The sequence below is a fragment of the Castellaniella sp. genome (genome assembly GCF_049651205.1).
Lineage (GTDB): Bacteria > Pseudomonadota > Gammaproteobacteria > Burkholderiales > Burkholderiaceae_B > Castellaniella.
In genome coordinates this window covers 589,002-607,387 of sequence record NZ_JBASBR010000007.1, presented here as the reverse complement: position 1 = coordinate 607,387, position 18,386 = coordinate 589,002, and the positions used below count along the sequence as shown (strand labels likewise).

General features: G+C 55.3%; 22 protein-coding genes and 2 pseudogenes. 7 read left to right on the top strand and 17 right to left on the bottom strand.

Annotation, left to right across the window (positions count from 1 at the left end; genetic code table 11):
* Nucleotides 1-112: 112 nt before the first annotated feature.
* The 7 genes and pseudogenes from WA928_RS06520 to WA928_RS06490 form a co-directional block, all read right to left on the bottom strand.
* Nucleotides 113-331, bottom strand: a pseudogene (locus WA928_RS06520) (integrase); the annotation flags it as partial.
* Between the two features lie 308 nt (nt 332-639).
* Nucleotides 640-942, bottom strand: coding sequence for a helix-turn-helix domain-containing protein (locus WA928_RS06515; protein WP_424301085.1), 303 nt, complete (start codon nt 940-942; stop codon nt 640-642).
* Nucleotides 926-1,128 (bottom strand): annotated as a pseudogene (locus WA928_RS06510) (type II toxin-antitoxin system RelE/ParE family toxin). Before WA928_RS06510 ends, WA928_RS06515 begins: the two are co-directional and overlap by 17 nt.
* Before the next feature lie 60 nt (nt 1,129-1,188).
* A complete protein-coding gene (locus WA928_RS06505; protein WP_424301082.1) occupies nt 1,189-1,863 on the bottom strand; it encodes a hypothetical protein in 675 nt (224 codons plus the stop codon).
* Nucleotides 1,864-1,916: 53 nt separating this feature from the next.
* The gene (locus tag WA928_RS06500; protein WP_424301079.1) at nt 1,917-2,513 is read right to left on the bottom strand and encodes a nucleotidyl transferase AbiEii/AbiGii toxin family protein; all 597 of its coding nucleotides are present in this window, start codon (nt 2,511-2,513) and stop codon (nt 1,917-1,919) included.
* Nucleotides 2,506-3,102: a DUF6088 family protein gene (locus WA928_RS06495; RefSeq protein ID WP_424301076.1), complete on the bottom strand. Its 597-nt coding sequence runs from the start codon at nt 3,100-3,102 to the stop codon at nt 2,506-2,508. Before WA928_RS06495 ends, WA928_RS06500 begins: the two co-directional genes overlap by 8 nt.
* Before the next feature lie 80 nt (nt 3,103-3,182).
* A complete protein-coding gene (locus WA928_RS06490; protein ID WP_424301189.1) occupies nt 3,183-3,818 on the bottom strand; it encodes a relaxase domain-containing protein in 636 nt (211 codons plus the stop codon).
* Between the two features lie 652 nt (nt 3,819-4,470).
* Here WA928_RS06490 and WA928_RS06485 point away from each other — a divergent pair.
* A complete protein-coding gene (locus WA928_RS06485) occupies nt 4,471-5,502 on the top strand; it encodes a hypothetical protein (protein WP_424301073.1) in 1,032 nt (343 codons plus the stop codon).
* A gap of 237 nt (nt 5,503-5,739) precedes the next feature.
* On the opposite strand, the gene WA928_RS06480 is transcribed toward WA928_RS06485, so the two are convergent.
* The 9 genes from WA928_RS06480 to WA928_RS06440 all read right to left on the bottom strand — a co-directional run bounded on the left by WA928_RS06480 (nt 5,740) and on the right by WA928_RS06440 (nt 12,688).
* Nucleotides 5,740-6,084 carry a GrlR family regulatory protein gene (locus WA928_RS06480; RefSeq protein WP_424301070.1) on the bottom strand — a complete coding sequence of 115 codons (345 nt, stop codon included), beginning with the start codon at nt 6,082-6,084 and terminating at the stop codon, nt 5,740-5,742.
* Entirely contained in the window at nt 6,081-6,725 is a 645-nt protein-coding gene (locus WA928_RS06475; protein ID WP_424301067.1) for a hypothetical protein, read from the bottom strand. Before WA928_RS06475 ends, WA928_RS06480 begins: the two co-directional genes overlap by 4 nt.
* A gap of 322 nt (nt 6,726-7,047) precedes the next feature.
* Entirely contained in the window at nt 7,048-7,587 is a 540-nt protein-coding gene (locus tag WA928_RS06470) for a hypothetical protein (protein ID WP_424301064.1), read from the bottom strand.
* A complete protein-coding gene (locus tag WA928_RS06465) occupies nt 7,574-8,131 on the bottom strand; it encodes a hypothetical protein (RefSeq protein WP_424301061.1) in 558 nt (185 codons plus the stop codon). The genes WA928_RS06470 and WA928_RS06465 overlap by 14 nt, the downstream gene beginning before the upstream one ends.
* A gap of 175 nt (nt 8,132-8,306) precedes the next feature.
* Nucleotides 8,307-8,933, bottom strand: coding sequence for a tyrosine-type recombinase/integrase (locus WA928_RS06460; RefSeq protein ID WP_424301058.1), 627 nt, complete (start codon nt 8,931-8,933; stop codon nt 8,307-8,309).
* 122 nt (nt 8,934-9,055) lie between these two features.
* Nucleotides 9,056-10,348 (bottom strand): hypothetical protein, encoded by a 1,293-nt coding sequence (locus tag WA928_RS06455; RefSeq protein ID WP_424301055.1) that lies wholly within the window; start codon nt 10,346-10,348, stop codon nt 9,056-9,058.
* Nucleotides 10,349-10,388: 40 nt separating this feature from the next.
* Nucleotides 10,389-10,784: a type IV secretion system DNA-binding domain-containing protein gene (locus WA928_RS06450; protein ID WP_424301052.1), complete on the bottom strand. Its 396-nt coding sequence runs from the start codon at nt 10,782-10,784 to the stop codon at nt 10,389-10,391.
* Nucleotides 10,785-11,083: 299 nt separating this feature from the next.
* Nucleotides 11,084-11,761 (bottom strand): type 1 glutamine amidotransferase domain-containing protein, encoded by a 678-nt coding sequence (locus WA928_RS06445; protein ID WP_424301049.1) that lies wholly within the window; start codon nt 11,759-11,761, stop codon nt 11,084-11,086.
* Between the two features lie 72 nt (nt 11,762-11,833).
* Nucleotides 11,834-12,688, bottom strand: a complete 855-nt coding sequence (locus tag WA928_RS06440; RefSeq protein WP_424301046.1) for a M23 family metallopeptidase — start codon at nt 12,686-12,688, stop codon at nt 11,834-11,836.
* A 268-nt stretch (nt 12,689-12,956) separates the two neighbouring features.
* On the opposite strand from WA928_RS06440, the gene WA928_RS06435 reads away from it, so the two are divergent.
* Nucleotides 12,957-13,223, top strand: a complete 267-nt coding sequence (locus WA928_RS06435) for a hypothetical protein (RefSeq protein WP_417251916.1) — start codon at nt 12,957-12,959, stop codon at nt 13,221-13,223.
* A 3-nt stretch (nt 13,224-13,226) separates the two neighbouring features.
* Entirely contained in the window at nt 13,227-13,685 is a 459-nt protein-coding gene (locus tag WA928_RS06430) for a YaiI/YqxD family protein (protein ID WP_424301043.1), read from the top strand.
* 46 nt (nt 13,686-13,731) lie between these two features.
* Here WA928_RS06430 and WA928_RS06425 read toward each other — a convergent pair whose 3' ends face one another.
* Nucleotides 13,732-14,778 carry a LacI family DNA-binding transcriptional regulator gene (locus WA928_RS06425; RefSeq protein ID WP_424301040.1) on the bottom strand — a complete coding sequence of 349 codons (1,047 nt, stop codon included), beginning with the start codon at nt 14,776-14,778 and terminating at the stop codon, nt 13,732-13,734.
* 117 nt (nt 14,779-14,895) lie between these two features.
* On the opposite strand from WA928_RS06425, the gene WA928_RS06420 reads away from it, so the two are divergent.
* The 4 genes from WA928_RS06420 to WA928_RS06405 all read left to right on the top strand — a co-directional run bounded on the left by WA928_RS06420 (nt 14,896) and on the right by WA928_RS06405 (nt 18,385).
* Nucleotides 14,896-15,909, top strand: coding sequence for a TRAP transporter substrate-binding protein (locus WA928_RS06420; protein ID WP_424301037.1), 1,014 nt, complete (start codon nt 14,896-14,898; stop codon nt 15,907-15,909).
* 72 nt (nt 15,910-15,981) lie between these two features.
* Nucleotides 15,982-16,524 (top strand): TRAP transporter small permease, encoded by a 543-nt coding sequence (locus WA928_RS06415; protein WP_424301035.1) that lies wholly within the window; start codon nt 15,982-15,984, stop codon nt 16,522-16,524.
* Nucleotides 16,521-17,801, top strand: coding sequence for a TRAP transporter large permease (locus WA928_RS06410; RefSeq protein WP_424301032.1), 1,281 nt, complete (start codon nt 16,521-16,523; stop codon nt 17,799-17,801). Before WA928_RS06415 ends, WA928_RS06410 begins: the two co-directional genes overlap by 4 nt.
* Before the next feature lie 44 nt (nt 17,802-17,845).
* Nucleotides 17,846-18,385: a VOC family protein gene (locus WA928_RS06405; protein WP_424301029.1), complete on the top strand. Its 540-nt coding sequence runs from the start codon at nt 17,846-17,848 to the stop codon at nt 18,383-18,385.
* Nucleotide 18,386: the final 1 nt, after the last annotated feature.

Below are 18,386 nucleotides of genomic sequence, written 5' to 3'. Positions count from 1 at the left end.
TGCACCACCAAACCGTGGATGCCTAGGATAGAATCTATTGGGGACATCGGCATTGACTCCATTAAACGTGTTCTTCGTAAAAACAAGTCTAATGAATGTCGGTGTCCCCCGTTCATGATGGAGAGCCAGATGCGGCCTTGGCCTTCTGGTAATTCGCGTCAATCCATTTACCATAGACTTTGAAAATCATCTCTACATCCTTGTGCCCCATCTGGAGGGCCAGCCGGAACGGATTAGCCCCGGCGGTCGGCAGAGTGCTGGCATAGGTATGGCGGATCTGGTACGGATTTCGGTAGCGCACCCCTGCGCGGCGACATAGCGGCTCCCATAGGAGAATCCATCATGGCATCACTGAAAGGCTTTGTGGATCAATGGATTGCGCGGCTGCTGCCGATTTTCGGCTTGTGGGACAAATAGGGCGCTGGAATTGCGCAAGCCATTGATCGGGCGGAAGGAAGTTCGGCCACGAGTGTGGCCGAATGCGATGTAGACAGGCCGGGGCAATTGGCCGGACACCGGTAGTACACCAAGATGACACCGGCAATCCTACGAGGGAACACCACCTGCACACCTGACTGACACTAGTTTTGCACTGAGTTTCAGGTTGTGCTGCACTTCTGGCCGGGTTTTCAGGATGGACTACAAGATGGCCTGTAGCCCCTTGTCTGCGATGATGTTCAGCAGCTTCAGTGCGGGGCCTGTTGGGCGGGTATCCCCTTGCTCCCATTTTCGGACAGTCGATGCCGTGGTGTGCAGATGGTGGGCGAACACCGGTTGGCTGAACTTCAACTTTTCACGCAGGCTTTTGATGTCGCTGGGTTTAAGATCTCGCACGGGCGGCGGGCAGACTGCGTCGAATTCACGCATCGTCACTTTATCAATCGCCCTGACGTTGTGAAGCGTGGCGAGATCGCTGCGCAGGGATTCAATGATTTTGCTCACAATGCACCTCTAGTAATACCCCAGATTCCAGCGCCTTGGACAAGGCGTGTGCTGGTAGCTCCAGGAAAAGTCAGCGTCGATCAGACCGCTTTCCATTTCTTCGACGGCTTTGCATAGTGCAGAATCTGGCAATTTTTCTGCTGACTGCCAACGTGCGAAGTCTTTTCTCTTCAGAATCAGGCTCATCAAGCTTCCTTCAAGTATACCCGATACGGGTATATTTTCCTCTTGCAGAGTGGCTGTAGTTTAAGGGGCCTGCAGCTCCAGTGCGGCTTCGTATGCATCCATTGTCATTCCTGTCATTACGTGAGCGGAGCCAGCGATGTCATGAGCCAGTCCCTTGTATCTCAATCGATCCGCCCGCTCGGGCAGCTTGTTGGCATCATCGGTGAATACCATGACCTCGTGCCGTTCGCGTGAAATGCTGACATAGTGGGTGTCCTGGGCAGTGGTACGGCTGAAGCTTTCCGCGTTGTACAGTACCCGGTCGCAGGTCAGGCCCTGGGCGCGGTGTGCCGTCGTGGTGTAGGCATAGTCCAGGTGCAGCGGCTGGTCGGTGGGCAGGATGATTTGTCGGTTGCCGGTTTCGAAGGTGACGGTATCGGCCTCGATGCCGACGATCTGGGCAAGTTGCCCGTTGACCAGGTCATGCTGGGCATCGTTGCGGGTGATGCGTACCTGGTTGCCCACGGACAGTTCGGACTCATTCAGGTGATAAACCGAGAGCTTGCTCATGGTCCGAGGGATGATTTCGATGGCGGCTTGCTGGGCCTGGGCTTGGTTGATCGCTTCGACCGTGATGCGGTCGTGCCGTGGCGTGCTTGCCACACCTGTAGCCGAATACGATGTAGACGGGCCGGAGTAATGGGCCGGACACCGGCCATACACCAAGATGACACCGGCAATCCTATCGGGAAACACCACCCGTCCACCGGATTCTGGTTTGCGCTGATATTGCTATCAGACGGCGCCGTTTACTTTGGCTTCGAGGTCTGCACATGCGCCCATAAGGTCATCGAAGGATGCAGTACCCGGTGCGGTTCACCGGTAGCGCGTGCACCGAACTCCAGGGTGATGACGGGGGCGACATAGCCCGTGCCGTGCGCTAACGCCGGGTACCGCAGCGTCAGCTTGTCGTTGCCGGGTCCGCTCAATTCGGCATGGGCGTCCAGTTGGGCGTGTTCCAGGGCTGCCATTATGACGGGCTGTATATTTTGTGTGATCCAGCCTGGCAGCCTATGCCGCACGGCCTGGGTCCATTTGCTGGCCTGGCTTCTACTGGCTGGCAGATCGCTTTGCTCGCCAGTCAGGTCGGGAATCAACTTGCGAATGTCATAGGTCAAGTCGATGTCTTCGGAGAATCGATCGATCACCTTGTAGACCTTTGACAATGATGTGCCACCCTTGAAGGTCAGGTCGGTTGCGATCGGCGAGTCGAACAAAGCGCCCAACATCCATACAACCCAGATGTCCTTTTCCAACAAGTGGGCCGGGCGCCCCGTTTTGGCACGGCCGAACTCCAGGGCCTCGCGTTGGTCTTGTTGGGTCAGGCCGAAGAAGAACTCAGCCACGGGCTGCTTCCTTGCCGATGGCTTGCGCCATCCAGCCCGGAAGCGCTGCCCGAGCTAAAGCTAGTGCCTGCCATTCGGCAGCGGGTAGGGTACGGCGCAGCGATGCCAATGATTGCTGGGCAAACGCCGGGCCTATCCAGGCCAGCGCCCGGACGGCGGTGCCTGCCTGCCGCTCGCCCAAGGCGAGCATCCAGCGAGGCGCATGCTTTACCAGGATTTCTGAGTGATCGATTTGCAGCTTGCGTGTGCGCCCGGACGTCAGGTAGACCTCGCGGATGGGGACCTGTTGTGTCAGGCCAAGCGTGTTGGCTGCACTGGCGCCGTGCGGCACGACGACTTCACCGTTGTGTTCTGCCAGTGATTGGATGATTTTTTCTGGGGCTGGGGCGCGCGAGCCGAATCGGCTGTTGACCGGCGCGGTGTATGCGCCGCGCGCGACCCGCAGCAGCTTGCCCTGTTTGGCGAAGCGTGAGAATGCCTGATCCACTGCAGAGCGGCTGCCCAGATGGAGAAATTCTTTGGGCGACAGCACGCCGCCTTCGGGCAAGGACCGAGCGTGTTGCAGGATGGCTTTTGGCAGCGAGTTCATAGGGCACCTCATGTACAGAGAAACTATACATCAGTTTCTGACATATTGGCAATGAATCGTACGTCTGTCGTGGATGGAAGCTACTCGACTTCCAGCTCAGGCTCCAACTGCGACGGAGTATCGGCGTGATGGCTTCGGCTTGACTCCAGGTTTTGGACTGTCACCGGCTGCAGGTCATGCGCCAACCCCTTGTATCCCAGCCGATCCACCCGCTCCGGCAGTTCGTCGGCATCATCCGTGAACACTACGACCTCGTGCCGTTCGCGTGAAATACTGACGTAATAGGTGTCCTGGGCCGTGGTGCGGCTGAAGCTTTCCGCGTTGTACAGCACGCGGTCGCAGGTCAGGCCCTGGGTGCTATGCGCCGTCGTGGTGTAGGCATAGAGCAGCACCATTTTGGGCCGTGCGGTTTCATGGCGGAATTTGGCCACGATCAGATTGCCGGTGTGTTCCACGCGGGATTTGCCGCCTTCCTTGCGCCGGCCCATCGCCAGATGCTTTTCCACATAGGCCAGCGCCGTGGCAACTGCATCGTCATTGGCCTGGATCAGGCGGTCGTCACCGCCGATCGGCACCTGCAAGGTGATGCTTTTGGGGGCACCAAAGGTCAAATCCCGCGCGGCACGGGCCTTGGCGTCCTTGCGCACCGACTGGACCGCTGTGATGCCATGCCCAAAATCGCCCTGGAGCATGGCTTTGAAGCGGGCCGGGTCAATGGCACCGACCGCGCCCAGGCGGCGGGCCCTTTGCCCTGCCAGCTCGCGGCGCTGCCATCGCGGCTGTAGTGGTCATCGGCCTGGTCGGCATAGTAGTGGGTAGCGAGGGCCGCACGGACCCGATAGATCTGGCTATGCGAGATCATGGAGACTCCGGGGTGGGGGATGGTTAAAGATCAGCCAGTGGACGTGAAAGGCGCGTCAATGCTGGCTGTTGGGAGAAGGAGGGGCGAGATTACACAGGGTTGTCCACAATAATTGTGGATGGCTACTTGCGGCCAAGAGCGGCCTCTTAGCAAAACACCACATAGCAGACATTGGCTCTGTCCGTACGATTTTTGATTGATAAGGACGACGGCATCGGATAATCTCGATGTCATTCATAAGCTTACAGGCGACGCAGTCGTTTCCGTGTTATCAACAATAACGATGACATTTCTGTGCCTGCATAACTATTAACAATCACATGATCACTGCCGAGCAAGTCCAATCGATTCTCAGAGCACTAAACCCCAGCAACATCGAAATTACCGTTGGCACTGTCAGATGCGACATCGGGGGAGTCAGGATTTCCATTGTTGCCTCTGATTTCGATGAGTACCTCCAAGTTAGGTCTGCACCAAACCAGAGTACTGACACTAGCCTATATGTCGTGGGTTACTTTGAACATGCGATAGAACTTCAAGGACGAGGACCAAACGCCTACCGGCTATTTCGTGATAGCGACGAGATCTCTCTCAAGCATGAACAAACGGGATTTGTTGTGGAGATCAGCCCAATCTCCTCCAAATTCATCATGTTCCTAACAGACACTGACACTATGCATCGTGATTTTCGGCGCCTTTCTATGATGAGGCGCCCTATGCTTCGGGGAAGAGCAGAAGTCACGCTGACGGATTTATTCGCAAGAATCCTTTCCGTAAAGATCTTTGCGCCAGCAACACATCCATTTCACAACAACGCTAAGCAATTGAAGGCAATCGCAGAAGCAAGCATCTACAACGTTTCCTACGGCTATGGTGTCGGCTTGATTCCAATTAAGTCATGGGAGCGATCTCTTCACTTCCTCGATGGGAAGCGGAAAGAGACCGTCCAGTTTCCACTCCGTACTTATAACCATGATTTGGTTGCCTACTATCAAATGGCTCTTGGGGGAGAGAGCTTAATTCTTTCCTACCTCGCTCTCTACAAGATATTGGAGTACTTCTTCACAGCTGCATCCGAGCACTTGCTACATGAAAAGATTGTGGATCAATTGGTCGCACCTGACTTCTCACACACAAAAGTGGGAAAGCTAAGGGAATTGGCGAAGGTAATTCGTAAATTCGATCAGAGGATGGATGAAAGGCGGATGCTGCAAACTGTTTTCGACCAACATATCGATAAAGAAGCGTTGCGCTTGTGGATTGATGAGTTCGACAAAGAGAACTCTGACTACTTCAGAACCGAGCGTGATCTCTTCGGTGAGCCAAGCAAAGTTGACACCTCTGAGAATCAGATATTTCCGACCATTGGAGCCCGGATTTATCACATTCGAAACGCATTAGTGCATAATAAAGAAGGCGAGGTCTCCAGATTTATACCATTCTCAGGTCAGGAGAAAATTCTCGTGAATGAGGCACCGCTTCTTCGTCGCATTTCAGAAGAGCTCATTCTCAAGACAGGTAAAGACATCCAGCTATGACGATTGCCAACTCGTCATTCCGCCAGACCTGCGCGAGAAGCCGCGCAGATCAGTGAATTCAGACGTTCCTGAAGGTACGCTTCTCCGAGCTGCCAACTACCGCTTTGGGACGAAAGCTGACGGTCGCAGATGACTGCTTCCGACCCAAAGCAGTCAGTCACGCTTCTGAGGGGCTGACATAAAATCCGGGGAGATTCAGACAGCAAGGTTAACAGGAAGCCATCAGCACTATTAAGGTTAGGCACCGCGTTCATAGAGTTGTGCGACCTTTCGTCCAGAGATCCGAATCATCGGACTCGAGGTGCCTTTGATTGTTCCCTGAACGTCAAATGCTTGCTCTTCTATAGTCCCTGCGAGATCTAGTGTGAAATTTCGCAGTGGTCCAAATACAGAGTTCAATGCACCGCGATAGTGCCCGACTTCAATTGTTGCTTTAGCCTGACTGCCATAGGCGTCTAGACGGCCCCGATAGAGGTAAGTCTCGTCACCCCCGTTAATATCGCCATCGGAGATGACTGCGAGGCCAGCGCCCAGATTCTTAGGGCCTACAGAAAACTCTATAAAAAAAATACCTGATGTCAATTGGTTTCTCCAATGAATTGGACAAATGGCTTCAGTTTCTGAAAATCCATCTCAGCGCTCGGAAACGACTGAAGTAGATCAGTGAGGCGTACAGTTCTACGCTGATCATCGAGATCCGCCTCAAGGAACTTCGGAAGCTCCCATACGTCGTTCGCTGTTGCTATCCAACGTTGCGCGACATCGTGAGCAACCCCGAGATCACGGGTAATAAATGCGTACAGAGGATTGGTTTGTAAATCCTGTTGTTTCTGAATGGTTTTTCGGATTTTCGTGTACTCTACTTGTTCGGCTACCCCCGGCTTTGTCTTTTCAAGAAAGACATCAAGGATTGCTACAGAGTCCTCGAGTTTTTTAATTCGAGTGGAGTCATTAAACCCACCTAGCCCAATAGAACTAACATACAGCTCCTCCCTCCTGTAATCGCCAGGAGAGAAGAACACTGCCGGCTTCCGATAAAGTATGAAGAAGAAGATAAAGACGAGAACGGTTGGAAACCCCATCACGAACCAGATGAAAATCTCTTGCAATTTATCTGGTAGCGTCGTGATTACGTATGCCATCGCGATTTCTGAAATGGTAGCAAAGACCGACACCATCGTCAGTGGGTTTTTTACTTTCGTAACAGAATTTTCGAGTGGCATTGTGACGTACTCTAAAGAACCGTGCAGTGTGGCTGGATAGTAACAAAACGGACTACGGCCCTGCTCGATCGTAGATAATTATCACATTTCTGTCCGCTCTGCTATTTTCAACGCTTCACCGACTTGCTTACAGGGTAACCTCTGCTCAGCGACCGTCTCCAACCCATCGATGCCTTTTGGTTTGGAAAATTTGTTCCCTAAAAGAGCAGACACGCTATGGGTGAGCGGACATTGATCAGTGGATCAGGTATTTTATTTCAAGTCTTCACGTGCTACGTGCACTCCCTTCCTCAGAATGTATCAGTTAGCTTGATCAGAAAACTTAGCGAAATTGCTTATACCGTTCTACAGCATCGAGAAATTCTTCCGCAATACCATAGACAGTAACATAATCGTAGATGCGGCCCAACTTCGGTGTCCAATATCGGCCGTGAGCTAGCCAGTGTCTGTACTTGAAAGCGCCAATTAGTTCGCCGGTCAAGGCCTTCGGCACGACTCCATCGTCACACCATGCCTGCAGCAAGTCATCTTCAAGTTTAGCGGCATTTCCTCGCCGCGTGTAGATTGCACGCATTGCCTTTGATAGTGGATCCTTTTTCCGAGCATACGATCGACTCAGATAGTCGATTCGAACGGCCGCCTCAACGGAGGACAGTACGGCCAAAGAACTATTTAAATCAAGCTCCCTTAGAGACGTCTCACGAGCATCATCTATTTTCGCTCCCGCATACCTCACCTGAAGGTCAGGTGAGGTGCCAGCAAAGAAGTCGATTAGAGCGGTACGGACATCTAGATAGTGCAAGGCAACGTATTCAAGGCTTTGGTGCTGGCCTGAAAATTTCACCTTGTTAGACATCGCCATTTACGACCTCAATTAAGGCTTCTCGAAATGACTCCGAAGTTAGCTCAAGGTACATGATTCGTGGTGGAAGTGTTGAAATCTTCCATACCCATTCCTCAGGTGGGACATACTTGGGTTCGGGGGTAGGGGTATTCTCCTTCCCCCCAATAGAAACAGTAACTCTGAAGCTCGGTTTTTCCAATGCAGGCGGTACGATAACAAAGCGTACTATCCCTCGTGGCCCGGTCATGTCGACACGACCGCGGGCTCCGATTAGGAATGTACCGATCGGTTTAAGGCGAATTAACTGTCGCCCAAGAAGAATCTCGAGCTGATTTGCCTCATATAAACCCAGTTGTTCTTCGTGAAGGACAACTGGAACGCGAGTGATCTTTACGTCTCCGCTTTTCACGTACGCGTTGAGGCTTTCATCTACGAGATTGTGCAGCTCAGCAAGCTTCTCCAGCCATAACTTTTTCTCTTGCTCAGGGGTTATCTGGGCGGTACTATTTTTCTCAGTATTTTTTGCCTGACTTTTAATGAATTCGTCGAACCTTTTAGTCATGATTTAGCCTCTCGTTGAGAGAGCGCTAGATTAGCAGTTTGTAGCATGTGCGATAAGTCCCTCAGAGCGCCTATGTCTAGCATCGGTGAAGTGATCGGAGCAGCTTTTTTAATTATAGATCGCCCATGACCGATTGCTCCTGGCCGGCAAGCGACCGCTCACCGGCCAAGGTACATTAAACCTCGGTTTGCTCTGCCATCTCAAGGGCATCGTCGACCTCGATGCCGAGATAGCGAACCGTGCTTTCCAGCTTTGTATGCCCAAGCAGCAACTGTACGGCCCGAAGGTACTTTGTTCGTCGGTAGATCAGCGAAGCTTTTGTGCGGCGCATAGTGTGGGTACCATATGCGGTATCGTCAAGACCAATCGATGCGACCCAGCGATGCACCATCCGGGCGTACTGCCGCGTCGATAGATGCGGTGACGTATGCAACCGGCTCGGAAACAGAAAATCTGCCGCCTTCAGTCCTCGAGCTTCGATCCAGGCTTCGAGGCTCTCACGGGTCTGTTCCGTGATCTCGAATTGAACCGGCCTCTGGATTTTTTGCTGCATAACGGTGACTCTTGCGGCCACATGGCTTCCGTGACAGACGTCCTGCACCTGCAATCGCGTGAGATCGCACGCTCGAAGCTTGCTATCGATTGCGAGATTGAACATCGCTAGTTTCCGAATGTTCGAAGCCATCTGAAGTCTCGTTCGGATTGCCCAAATTTCTCGAAGCTTCAGCGGCGGCTTCTGCCCGGTGAGTTTGCCCTTGTTCCATGGCACACGACGGCTAATGGTGGCATTCTCAGATTCCATGACAATCTCCTTTCGAGTAAAGGGAGATTCAGTGTGCTCCTACGGAGGGGCACTATCGACTTGGACAGCTGAATTTCAGTGTGATCAGATTACTGTATTCGAATGAAAGGTGCTCATTATTGTTATTTATTTTTGCGTTCTGGATTCTGCAGAATGAGGTACTCATAATAGAACAAACACTTCACGAGGTGATGAAGGTTATTAATCTCCCGAAAGGCGACGAGGATCATCCGCATGAAATCAAGGAAATAAATCTGTTGGGCGGGAGTTGGCTCGATTCTACCACCGTCAGGGAAGTATTCAATAATTTGTGTCACATCGTTGTAACTAACGTTGTTATGCGCAATAGAATTTCGCACTTCTGTGTCTATAACCTCGCGGTCGATATCATACCAGCAGTCGTCGAGATATTTGAATCTTTCCGATAGCGTCTTTTCAGAGAACTTTGTGATCGAACTCAATGTGCCACCGTTGATGGTAGGGAATGCATTGATATCCCCCCTGTGAATAAGATTGTTGATTCCCGCGACGAGTATGAGCTGCCGACTGAAGACCTCAATAATGTCTTTATACAAATCCTTGTACGATTGAAAGTCCTTCGTCGAGACACGAGCAGCGATCTTCGCCTTCTCGTATCCATGAATGAGATCAAGGTAAAGAGCTGGGCGCAGGGGAAGCTCAGCTGAATATATGTCAGAATACAGCTTGAGGCAGTCCTTCTGCAGAGTGCTTAGAAAGCCTGTATCGATAATATTTCTCACGAAATCATCAAGCGGCTTCCCTGCAAGATTCATTGTTATTTCTGTAATCCAATCTACTAAAGACTTAACTTCACCAAGATGAAAAAAGGGCAGAAATATAAATGTGAGGAATTGATATAACGCGGCATTGATATCTTGAGGCTGCAGCGACGGACCGAGGTCTTTATTAAGGAAATCGCTGACTCTCTTCTTGAATAGCTGCTTGTTCTTTCCACTGTACAAACGAATGATGACTTTGATCTCGTCAGTACGGTCAGAGAAGTAATTGAGCTGATCAAGCCGCTGGTTGTGGAACGCCATCTTGGCTTGCCCTTCCGCAACTGACTCGCTCGTGCCGTTAAGTTCCTGTGCAGCCATCATATACGGCGTATTGCCTATGATGTACTTTCCAAAGCGTACAGGGAAGTCGAGGTGCAGATCGACAAAAGGGTTTTTGTGATCCGAGAATAGTCGATGCTGACCTTCAGATGGTTCACAGCCTTTGAACTCAAATTTTGTCTGAGGTGGACTCGACGTGTCCATGGTAACTAGCATCAGGGAGGCGCAGTGCGGACAAGCGAAGCTGAACGGTTGATGGACTCGGTTGGAATACCCAAATCGACAGTCAGTCTCTCCTTCGCACACATTGCAAACGAGTGTCATATTGGAGTTCATCTTCATCCCTAAGAGTCGTAAGCTGCTCCGAAGCCCACTGCTACGGCGAGGTAATTGTAAGTCGCAAGACTGAGTGGTGGCGGATGGCTGCTTCTGACCAAGCTTCTAAAAATGACTCTGTCCGCCCTTCAAATCGTCGATACGGCATTTTCACCCTAGCTACAGGCAAATCTCCCGCCAACGCCACATACCCCTCCAGCACCGGCAGAGCCTGAATCTGCGCCGCCGTCACCACCTCCTCGGTCGCTCGATCCATATTATCCGAGGTGTTACGGTGATCGACACTGCGGCTAACACTGAATTTTGGGCGCTCGACCTCATGTTTGCCCAGGCTTTCGCTTATGTCGTGGGCCGTCTGCGGATCGGTGCGCGATCCGCCCGGCGTCAGTTTCACGAAATACCAGGCTGTGCGACCATTCCAGTCCTGCCAGGCCATGCCGCCACGATGGCTCTGGAAACCCTCATAAAAACTAGGTAGGCCGGGGGTTCAATTTCCCCGGCTCTCACCAGTCTTTAGAATCCCAACCGGTTTCGGTTGGGATTTTTTGGTTTTTATTAACTAGTAGGAGCTCCTTTGTGATGTATAGGACGGGCTGGTTGCGGCCAAATACAGTCCCTAGAACTGACGTTCGGGAAGCGTTGAACCATCGCTTACCACCTATACACACGACGAAGCAGAGAGAACATCTGCGTCAACGATGCTGCAGACAGCATCGTATCGTTGGCGAGGTTTGCTCAGCCCAGCATCTTCAGCAACGCCTTGGCGGCGGGCTCGGATGATGCTGGATTCTGACCGGTGATCAGCAGGCCGTCGCTGACCACGTATGGCTGCCAGTCACCCTCTTTGCTGTAATTGCCGCCGTTCTTTTTCAGCATGTCTTCCACCAGAAACGGCACCACTTTGGTCAGGCCGACGGCGTCTTCCTCGGTATTGGTGAAACCGGTGACCGACTTGCCTTGGACCAGCGGTTTACCATCGGCCAACTTAACGTGGCGCAGCACGCCGGGTGCGTGGCATACGGCAGCGACTGGCTTGCCGGCGGCCAACGTGGCTTCGATCAGCGCGATCGATGTGGCGTCTTCGGCCAGATCCCACAGCGGGCCGTGGCCGCCCGGATAGAACACTGCATCGAAGCCGGCAGCCGAGACATCCTTGAGTTTCTGCGTGCTGGTCAGTACGGTCTGAGCCGCCGGGTCATCCTTGAAACGGCGAGTGGCATCGGTCTGCGCCGACGGATCGTCGCTCTTCGGATCCAGCGGCGGCTGCCCGCCTTGCGGCGAGGCCACTGTGATCTGCGCGCCAGCGTCCTTGAACACGTAGTAAGGCGCGACGAATTCTTCCAGCCAGAAACCCGTCTTCTTGCCGGTGTCACCCAGTTGATCGTGCGAAGTGAGAATCATCAGAATTTTCATGAATTGTCCTCTTTGAATGGGGGATGGGAAAGCGAGGGGTCTTATCAGCCTAAATCCGGTAGACGCAGAAAGTCACTGTGTGCGCTCCAGCACCAGCAGGGGATCGATACGCGTCTGAAACCAGGTCATGCCCCAGTGCAGATGTGGCCCGGATGCACGCCCGGTTGCGCCAGCCAGCCCAATCACCTGGCCTTGGCTCACTGTGTCACCCACGTGGACGTCCAGGCGGGACAGGTGCAGGAAGTTTGAGCCGATGCCATAACCGTGGTCAATCAGCACCGTGCCGCCGGTAAGATACAGATTGGGATCGGCAAATACCACCCGGCCGCTGGCGGGTGCCTTGACTGGCGTGCCGGTCGGAACGGCAATGTCCATGCCCGAATGTGGGGCACCAGGAATCCCGTTATAGATACGCCGGCTACCGAAGCGCCCTGAAACACGGCCGTGCACTGGCCAGATGAAGGCCTCGGCAAAACCTGTCCCGGAATCGCTGGTCGTACGTGCCTCGGCCACCCTGGCTTGCTCCCGGCGAATCCGGGCCGCAATCTTCGGTGGCGGCGAGACAGTCTTGGGTGGCAGCCCGCTAACCCGCTCGACCGGCCAGTCGCGCGGCTGTACAGACAGATCCACGGACAGGGCAGCACCGCCGGGTGGGCTCACGCGCAGGTGGAGAGGGCCGGATGCATCGGCCGCAACACCGAACACGACGGTGCCATAGTTGGTGACGGCGAGCGTGCGCCCCTCGTAGCTTACCTGGCTTTTTGGGGGCACCTTGCCGATCACCATCGCCCCCTGCTGCACCTGCGCCGGGAAGACCACATCGTTGGCTGCCGCGCGGATGCTATCCGCGGGTGCAAGTAACAATAGTGTCAGGCACCAGAAAACCAGCGCCGGATACCTGGCCCATACCGCTCTGATTTCTGGCATACAGGCTAACCCCATCAGTCTGATAGAAACCCAACTGGCAGCCGCTCTTTTGAGTCCAGCGTCGCAATGATCAGTTCGGGTAAGCACTCAATTGTAATGCCTCACCATTGCTCTGAGCGGCAGTTGCCGTGCTGGATCGTCCGTCCAGTGGGCCCTGATAACGCAGAATAATAAGCAAGTCCAAGCCTAAAATAGGCCGCCTACTCCAATATCCACTAACATGCGGCCTGGCGAGATTGCCACCAACAGACTCAGCACCGAGCGCTCCATGAAAAAGACTGATCTAGACAAGCAACAAGCCCTGAAACTGATGGGCAAGCTCAATGCTGCCATCCCGCCCAGCCGCTATGCGGGCGCTGCACCCGCTGTGGATCGTCGCGAGCAGCGGCGCCTGGATCAGGCAGCGGGTCTGGTGTCCTTTCCCGTCAAGCTGCACCAGCCGCTGATTGCGGCCTTGCAGGCCAAGGCACAGGCCGATGGCGTCAGCGTCAGCGAGTTGGTCAATACCTTGCTGGCCGATGCGCTGAAGGATTAGCCCATGCATATATGGGTGGATGCCGATGCGTGCCCGATGGTGATCAAAGACATCCTGTATCGGGCGGCGCAGCGCGTGCAGCAACCACTTACATTGGTGGCCAACCAGATGCTGCGCACGCCGCCGTCGCCTTTTATCCGGGCTATCCAGGTGCCAAAAGGGTTCGATGTGGCAGACAACTATATCGTCGAACATGCCTGCACCGGCGATCTGGTCATTACCGCGGATATCCCTTTGGCCAGCGAGGCCCTGTGCAAGGGGGCGCTGGTGCTTAGTCCCCGCGGCGAGCGCTATACCGCCGATACCATCAGCGAGCGGCTGACGATGCGCGACATGATGGAGGAGTTGCGCAGCGCAGGCGTCGATACAGGCGGGCCGGCGGCTTTCAGCCAGGCAGACAGGCGCGCCTTTGCCAGCGTGCTGGACCAATTGTTGCAGAAGGTGCTGCGGTTGCGCCAGTGATGGAATTGCAGTCTGGGGGATTGACGGTGGGAGCCAGCCGGGAGATCTAGGGCAGGTTTTCGCTAAACACTACGCTGATTTGCATGGGCTCGATGCCCGCCATGGGTTCGCGCCCCGCGCGGGTATTGGCAAAGATGCGCACGGCCGACAGGATGGTGGATTGCAGGTTCTGGTTCAGCAGGGCATCCATGGTGCCGTCAATCAGCAGGCTGCGGGTGTCGGGGGTCAGGCCGTGGCCGATGAAGACGATGTCCTGGTCTCTGCGGGCGTCTTTCAGAGCTTTGCCCACACCGTCGGACGCGCCGCCGATGTTGTAGATACCGGCCAGATCTGAATATTGATCCAGCAGCTGGCGGGTCTGGCGGTAGTTGGTGGCCGCGTCGTCGTGGCCTTCTTTCAGGCCAACCACCTGCAGAGAGGGAAATTTCTCGTACAGCACATCTTGGAAGCCCATTTCGCGTTCTTCGTGGCCACGATAGTGGCGGCTGCCGGCAATCATGGCGACGCGCCCCGGGCGCGGGCCGATGAAGCGCCCCATCAGCAGGCCTGCGCTGCGGCCCGCTGCCCGATTGTCCAGCCCCACGTAGGCTGCGCGGGCGGATCTGGACAGATCGGAGATCAGCGTGATGGTGCGCACGCCTCGGTCGGCCAGCTGATTGACGGCTTCGCGCACCACGGGGTGCTCCAGGGCCATGAAGGCGATGCCGTCGGCGCGTTTGCCTTCCCGCAGCAGGGCTTCGGCCAGAATATGGGGGTCGAAACCCTCGACGAAACGGCTGCGGCAATGCACGTTGAACGGGTCGGTGTGGTCGTGCGCAGCGCCGGCGTAATCTCCCAGCATATTCAGATAGCGGTTGGTGCCGGCCGGCAGCAAAAACAGCAGGCGCATGGGCTGGGGCTGCAGCGCCCGGTACACATCCGCCTGCGGCAGGTAGCGCAGATCGGCGGCGGCCTTGAAAACGGCCTGCACAGTGGCGGCCCGCACGCCGGGACGCTGGTTCAGTACACGGTCTACCGTGGCGGTGGAGACCCCGGCCGCCTGGGCGATGTCGCGGATGCCGGGGCGCCGGCTGGAAGATGATGGTTGATCCATATTTACATCAAAAGCAATCAAATATTGTGATTGACCCTGGACATCATATATTGAACACTTAAGCCTTACAAGAAGGCAAAAGAATCTTCACATCAAATTCAATCACGGAGACATCATATGAAACCAGCTTCTCTTTTGCTGCGCCGGGGTCTGATCGGGGCAATCCTTTTGTCCAGCCTCGGCCTGGCCGCTGGCCCTGCCTCGGCAGCACCCCTGACCCTGCGCTACGGGCACATGAATTCCCCCAGCAGTGTGGCCGGCCTGCAGGCGCAAATGTTTGCCGATAAGGTCAAGGAATACACCCATGGCGAGGTCGCCATTCAGGTGTACCCGTCTTCTCAGTTGGGCAAATTGCAGGAATTGGCCGAGGCCACCTCAACCGGGGTGATTGCCTTGTCGCACAATACGGCGGGTGGTATCGGCGCTTTGTACGAGCCGGTGGCTGCCCTGGATACCCCTTATCTGTATCGAAATGTCGATCACCTGATGAAGGTGACAGACATTAATTCGCCCGTGATGAAGAGCCTGAACCAAGGCTTGATGGATTCAGCGGGTGTGCGTGTCTTGTACGCCTACGATTTCGGGACGCGTGAGCTGACCACCAATAAGGCTGTTTACGGGCCGGCGGATCTGGCGGGTGTCAAGATCCGGTCTTTGCCGTTTCCCATTTACATGACGGCTGTCGAAGCCTTGGGGGCTGTGCCGGTACCGGTGGATTGGTCGGAGGTGCCGACCGCACTGGCCACCGGACAGGTATCCGGCCAGGAAAACCCGGTGGACGTGGTGTTGTCCAACAAGCTCTATGAGTCTCAGTCGTACCTGATCCGCACCGGGCATATCACCAACCCCGAACTCATCATCATGAACGACCGTACCTGGAAAAAGCTCAGTGATGCGCAGCGCGATGCCTTTAGCCGCGCAGCGGAAGAAACGCGCGCCAAGGCCACTGAAATGGTGCTGTCTCAGGAAACCACACAGCTTGAAAAGCTGAAAGAACTGGGCATGAAGGTGATTGGCCCGGAAGACGGCCTGGATCTGAAGGCGTTTCAGGATCGGGCACATGCACTGGTGCAAGAACGGTTCGGCAAGAAATTTGGCGAGCTCTATCAGCAGATTGCTGCCATCAAGTAAGTCTGGCGTTTACCGTCTCCCAGTTCTTTGACGCCACACCCGTTCTCAGGGTGTGGCAGGAGTGCCCCCATCATGTCTTCCACCCCGATCAACCCAGGCGGCCCGCCGCCGGGCCGTCTTGTATCGCTGCTGCCGTGCCTTTGCCGAGGATTTGAGCGGCTGGCCATTGTGATGCTGTTGCTGACCACATCCCTGGTTGTGTTGCAGGTTGTGGCCCGCAATGTCTGGCAGGTGGGCCTGCCATGGGCCGATGAGCTGGCCAGGTACGGGGGCCTGGGCGTGGTCTATCTGGCCATACCGCTGTTGTTGCTGCAAAACGGCCATATTGCCGTGGACATCATCAGTGCGCGGCTGCATGGGCGGGCAGGCAGGGCGCTGGCCGTGATCAACGAGATCATCGTGCTGGGATTTTGCGGTTTGTTTCTGTATGGCAGTTATATGTTTTTGATGAAGGCAGGCAAGTTTTCGACGCCGGCCTTGCGCATGCCCAACCTGTTGTTCTATCTGCCGGTGGTGGTCGGGATGTTGTTGTTCACCCTGGTGGCCATCCAGCGTCTGATCCACATCATCTGGCCTGCTGAGAGCACTGCCGATCAATCGGAGCAGCCGTCATGATGAGCTTGACCATTCTGATTCTTTTTTTGGTGATCATGTTGATGGGGGTGCCCATTGCCGTGGCCATGGGGATGTCGGCCGGCATTGTGCTGTGGTGGTTTGATCTGCCGCTGTCTGTGCTGGCGCAGCGCATGGTCAATGCGCTGGATTCCACGCCTTTGCTGGCGGTGCCGATGTTCATTTTCGCGGCCTGCCTGTTCAATGCCTCTGGTATTACAGATCGCCTGTTCACATTGGTGCGCATGCTGGTCGGGCGTATCCGGGGTGGTCTGGGGCACGTGTCGGTGCTGACCAGCCTGATCTTTTCAGGCATGTCGGGGGCTGCGCTGGCCGATATCGGGGCGTTGGGCGGCACGCAGATGCGCCTGATGCGCGAACAGGGCTACAAGCCCGAGTTCGCGGCGGGCATCACCATGGCGGCAGCCACGATTGGGCCGATATTCCCACCCAGTATTCCGCTGATCATTTTCGCCTCGGCAGCCGAGGTATCCGCCGTAAAACTGCTGCTGGCCGGGGTTGTGCCGGGGCTGATCATCACGGCTCTGCTGATGGTGCAGATCGCAGTGATGGCCAAACGCCAGAACTTGCCGCGCGACACCATTGTCGTCAATGCGCGTGCGCTGCTGCGCCAGGCGCTGGTGGCATTCCCTGCGCTGTGCGCGCCGCTGGTGCTGATCGGTGGGCTGGTCAGTGGCTTGTTTGGGCCAACCGAGGTTGCAGGCGTAACGGTGTTTTACGCCTTGTTCCTGGGCTTTGTCGTCTATCGAGAGTTGACGCCGCGCGGGGTCTGGAATGCCGCCCGGGAGACAGTCCGGGCGACGGCCAGTGTGCTGTTTATTGTTGGCGCGGCTGCCCTGTTTGCCTGGGTGCTGACGATCGATCAGGTACCCATGCTGGCGACGGAATTTTTCCTGAGCCTGTCCAGCAGTCCCTTTGTGCTGCTGATGATCGTCAATGTGCTGCTGTTGGTGGTGGGCATGTTCATGGAATCCATCGCCGCCATCCTGATTCTGGCGCCGATCCTGACGCCGGCGCTGCTGGCTGCCGGGGTTGACCCCGTCCAACTGGGGGTGGTTGTGGTGCTGAACCTGATGATCGGCCTGTTGACCCCGCCCGTGGGCATGAGCCTCTACATGGTCAGCATCATGGCACGCCTGCCTTTGCATCGCGTGATTGCGGGGGCCTTGCCGTTTTTCATTCCGCTGGTGTTGTCGCTGCTGGTTGTCACGCTGGTGCCGGCGGTATCTACCTGGTTTCCGAGTCTGTTCATTCGTTGAACGGAATGCATGAATAGATGCATAGATGAATAGGAGTATGAGTAATGAGTCGCTTTTTTGGAGAGATCCGCCAACTGGGTTATGTCGTCAAGGACATCAAGGCGGCCATGGACTACTGGAGCCGCACCCTGGGCGTAGGGCCCTGGTACTACAACCCCAAGGTGCCAATCCGGAACTACCAGTATCGAGGGCAGTCGTATGAGCCTCATAATTCGGTGGCCTTGGCCAATTCCGGTGATGTCCAGGTCGAGCTGATCCAGACGCGCAACGAGGTGCCGTCCATGTACCGGGATTTCCAGCAGGCGGGAAACGAGGGCCTGCAGCATGTTGCCTACTGGACGCGCCAGTACGATGCGGATCTGGCACGCCTGCTGGGCCAAGGCTTCAAGCCGGTGATGGGCGGCGAAGTCGGTGAGAACGGGCGCTTTATCTATTTCGATACGGAATATCATCCGGGCACGGTCATTGAGCTGTCCGAGGTTCTGGGGCCCAAGGGCACGCTGTTCGATCTGATCCGCCAGGCGGCCGATGGTTGGGACGGCAGTGATCCGGTCAGGCCGTTTCCAGATCTGAACACGCTGTGAG

Coding starts and splice junctions, on each gene's coding strand:
- WA928_RS06460 (WP_424301058.1), bottom strand. CDS start 8,933: ATGGAATCTGAGAATGCCACCATTAGCCGTCGTGTGCCATGGAACAAG.
- WA928_RS06440 (WP_424301046.1), bottom strand. CDS start 12,688: ATGCCAGAAATCAGAGCGGTATGGGCCAGGTATCCGGCGCTGGTTTTC.
- WA928_RS06405 (WP_424301029.1), top strand. CDS start 17,846: ATGAGTCGCTTTTTTGGAGAGATCCGCCAACTGGGTTATGTCGTCAAG.
- WA928_RS06435 (WP_417251916.1), top strand. CDS start 12,957: ATGAAAAAGACTGATCTAGACAAGCAACAAGCCCTGAAACTGATGGGC.
- WA928_RS06420 (WP_424301037.1), top strand. CDS start 14,896: ATGAAACCAGCTTCTCTTTTGCTGCGCCGGGGTCTGATCGGGGCAATC.
- WA928_RS06470 (WP_424301064.1), bottom strand. CDS start 7,587: ATGGCGATGTCTAACAAGGTGAAATTTTCAGGCCAGCACCAAAGCCTT.
- WA928_RS06415 (WP_424301035.1), top strand. CDS start 15,982: ATGTCTTCCACCCCGATCAACCCAGGCGGCCCGCCGCCGGGCCGTCTT.
- WA928_RS06495 (WP_424301076.1), bottom strand. CDS start 3,102: ATGAACTCGCTGCCAAAAGCCATCCTGCAACACGCTCGGTCCTTGCCC.
- WA928_RS06450 (WP_424301052.1), bottom strand. CDS start 10,784: ATGGCCTGGCAGGACTGGAATGGTCGCACAGCCTGGTATTTCGTGAAA.
- WA928_RS06445 (WP_424301049.1), bottom strand. CDS start 11,761: ATGAAAATTCTGATGATTCTCACTTCGCACGATCAACTGGGTGACACC.
- WA928_RS06425 (WP_424301040.1), bottom strand. CDS start 14,778: ATGGATCAACCATCATCTTCCAGCCGGCGCCCCGGCATCCGCGACATC.
- WA928_RS06455 (WP_424301055.1), bottom strand. CDS start 10,348: ATGAACTCCAATATGACACTCGTTTGCAATGTGTGCGAAGGAGAGACT.
- WA928_RS06475 (WP_424301067.1), bottom strand. CDS start 6,725: ATGCCACTCGAAAATTCTGTTACGAAAGTAAAAAACCCACTGACGATG.
- WA928_RS06410 (WP_424301032.1), top strand. CDS start 16,521: ATGATGAGCTTGACCATTCTGATTCTTTTTTTGGTGATCATGTTGATG.
- WA928_RS06465 (WP_424301061.1), bottom strand. CDS start 8,131: ATGACTAAAAGGTTCGACGAATTCATTAAAAGTCAGGCAAAAAATACT.
- WA928_RS06430 (WP_424301043.1), top strand. CDS start 13,227: ATGCATATATGGGTGGATGCCGATGCGTGCCCGATGGTGATCAAAGAC.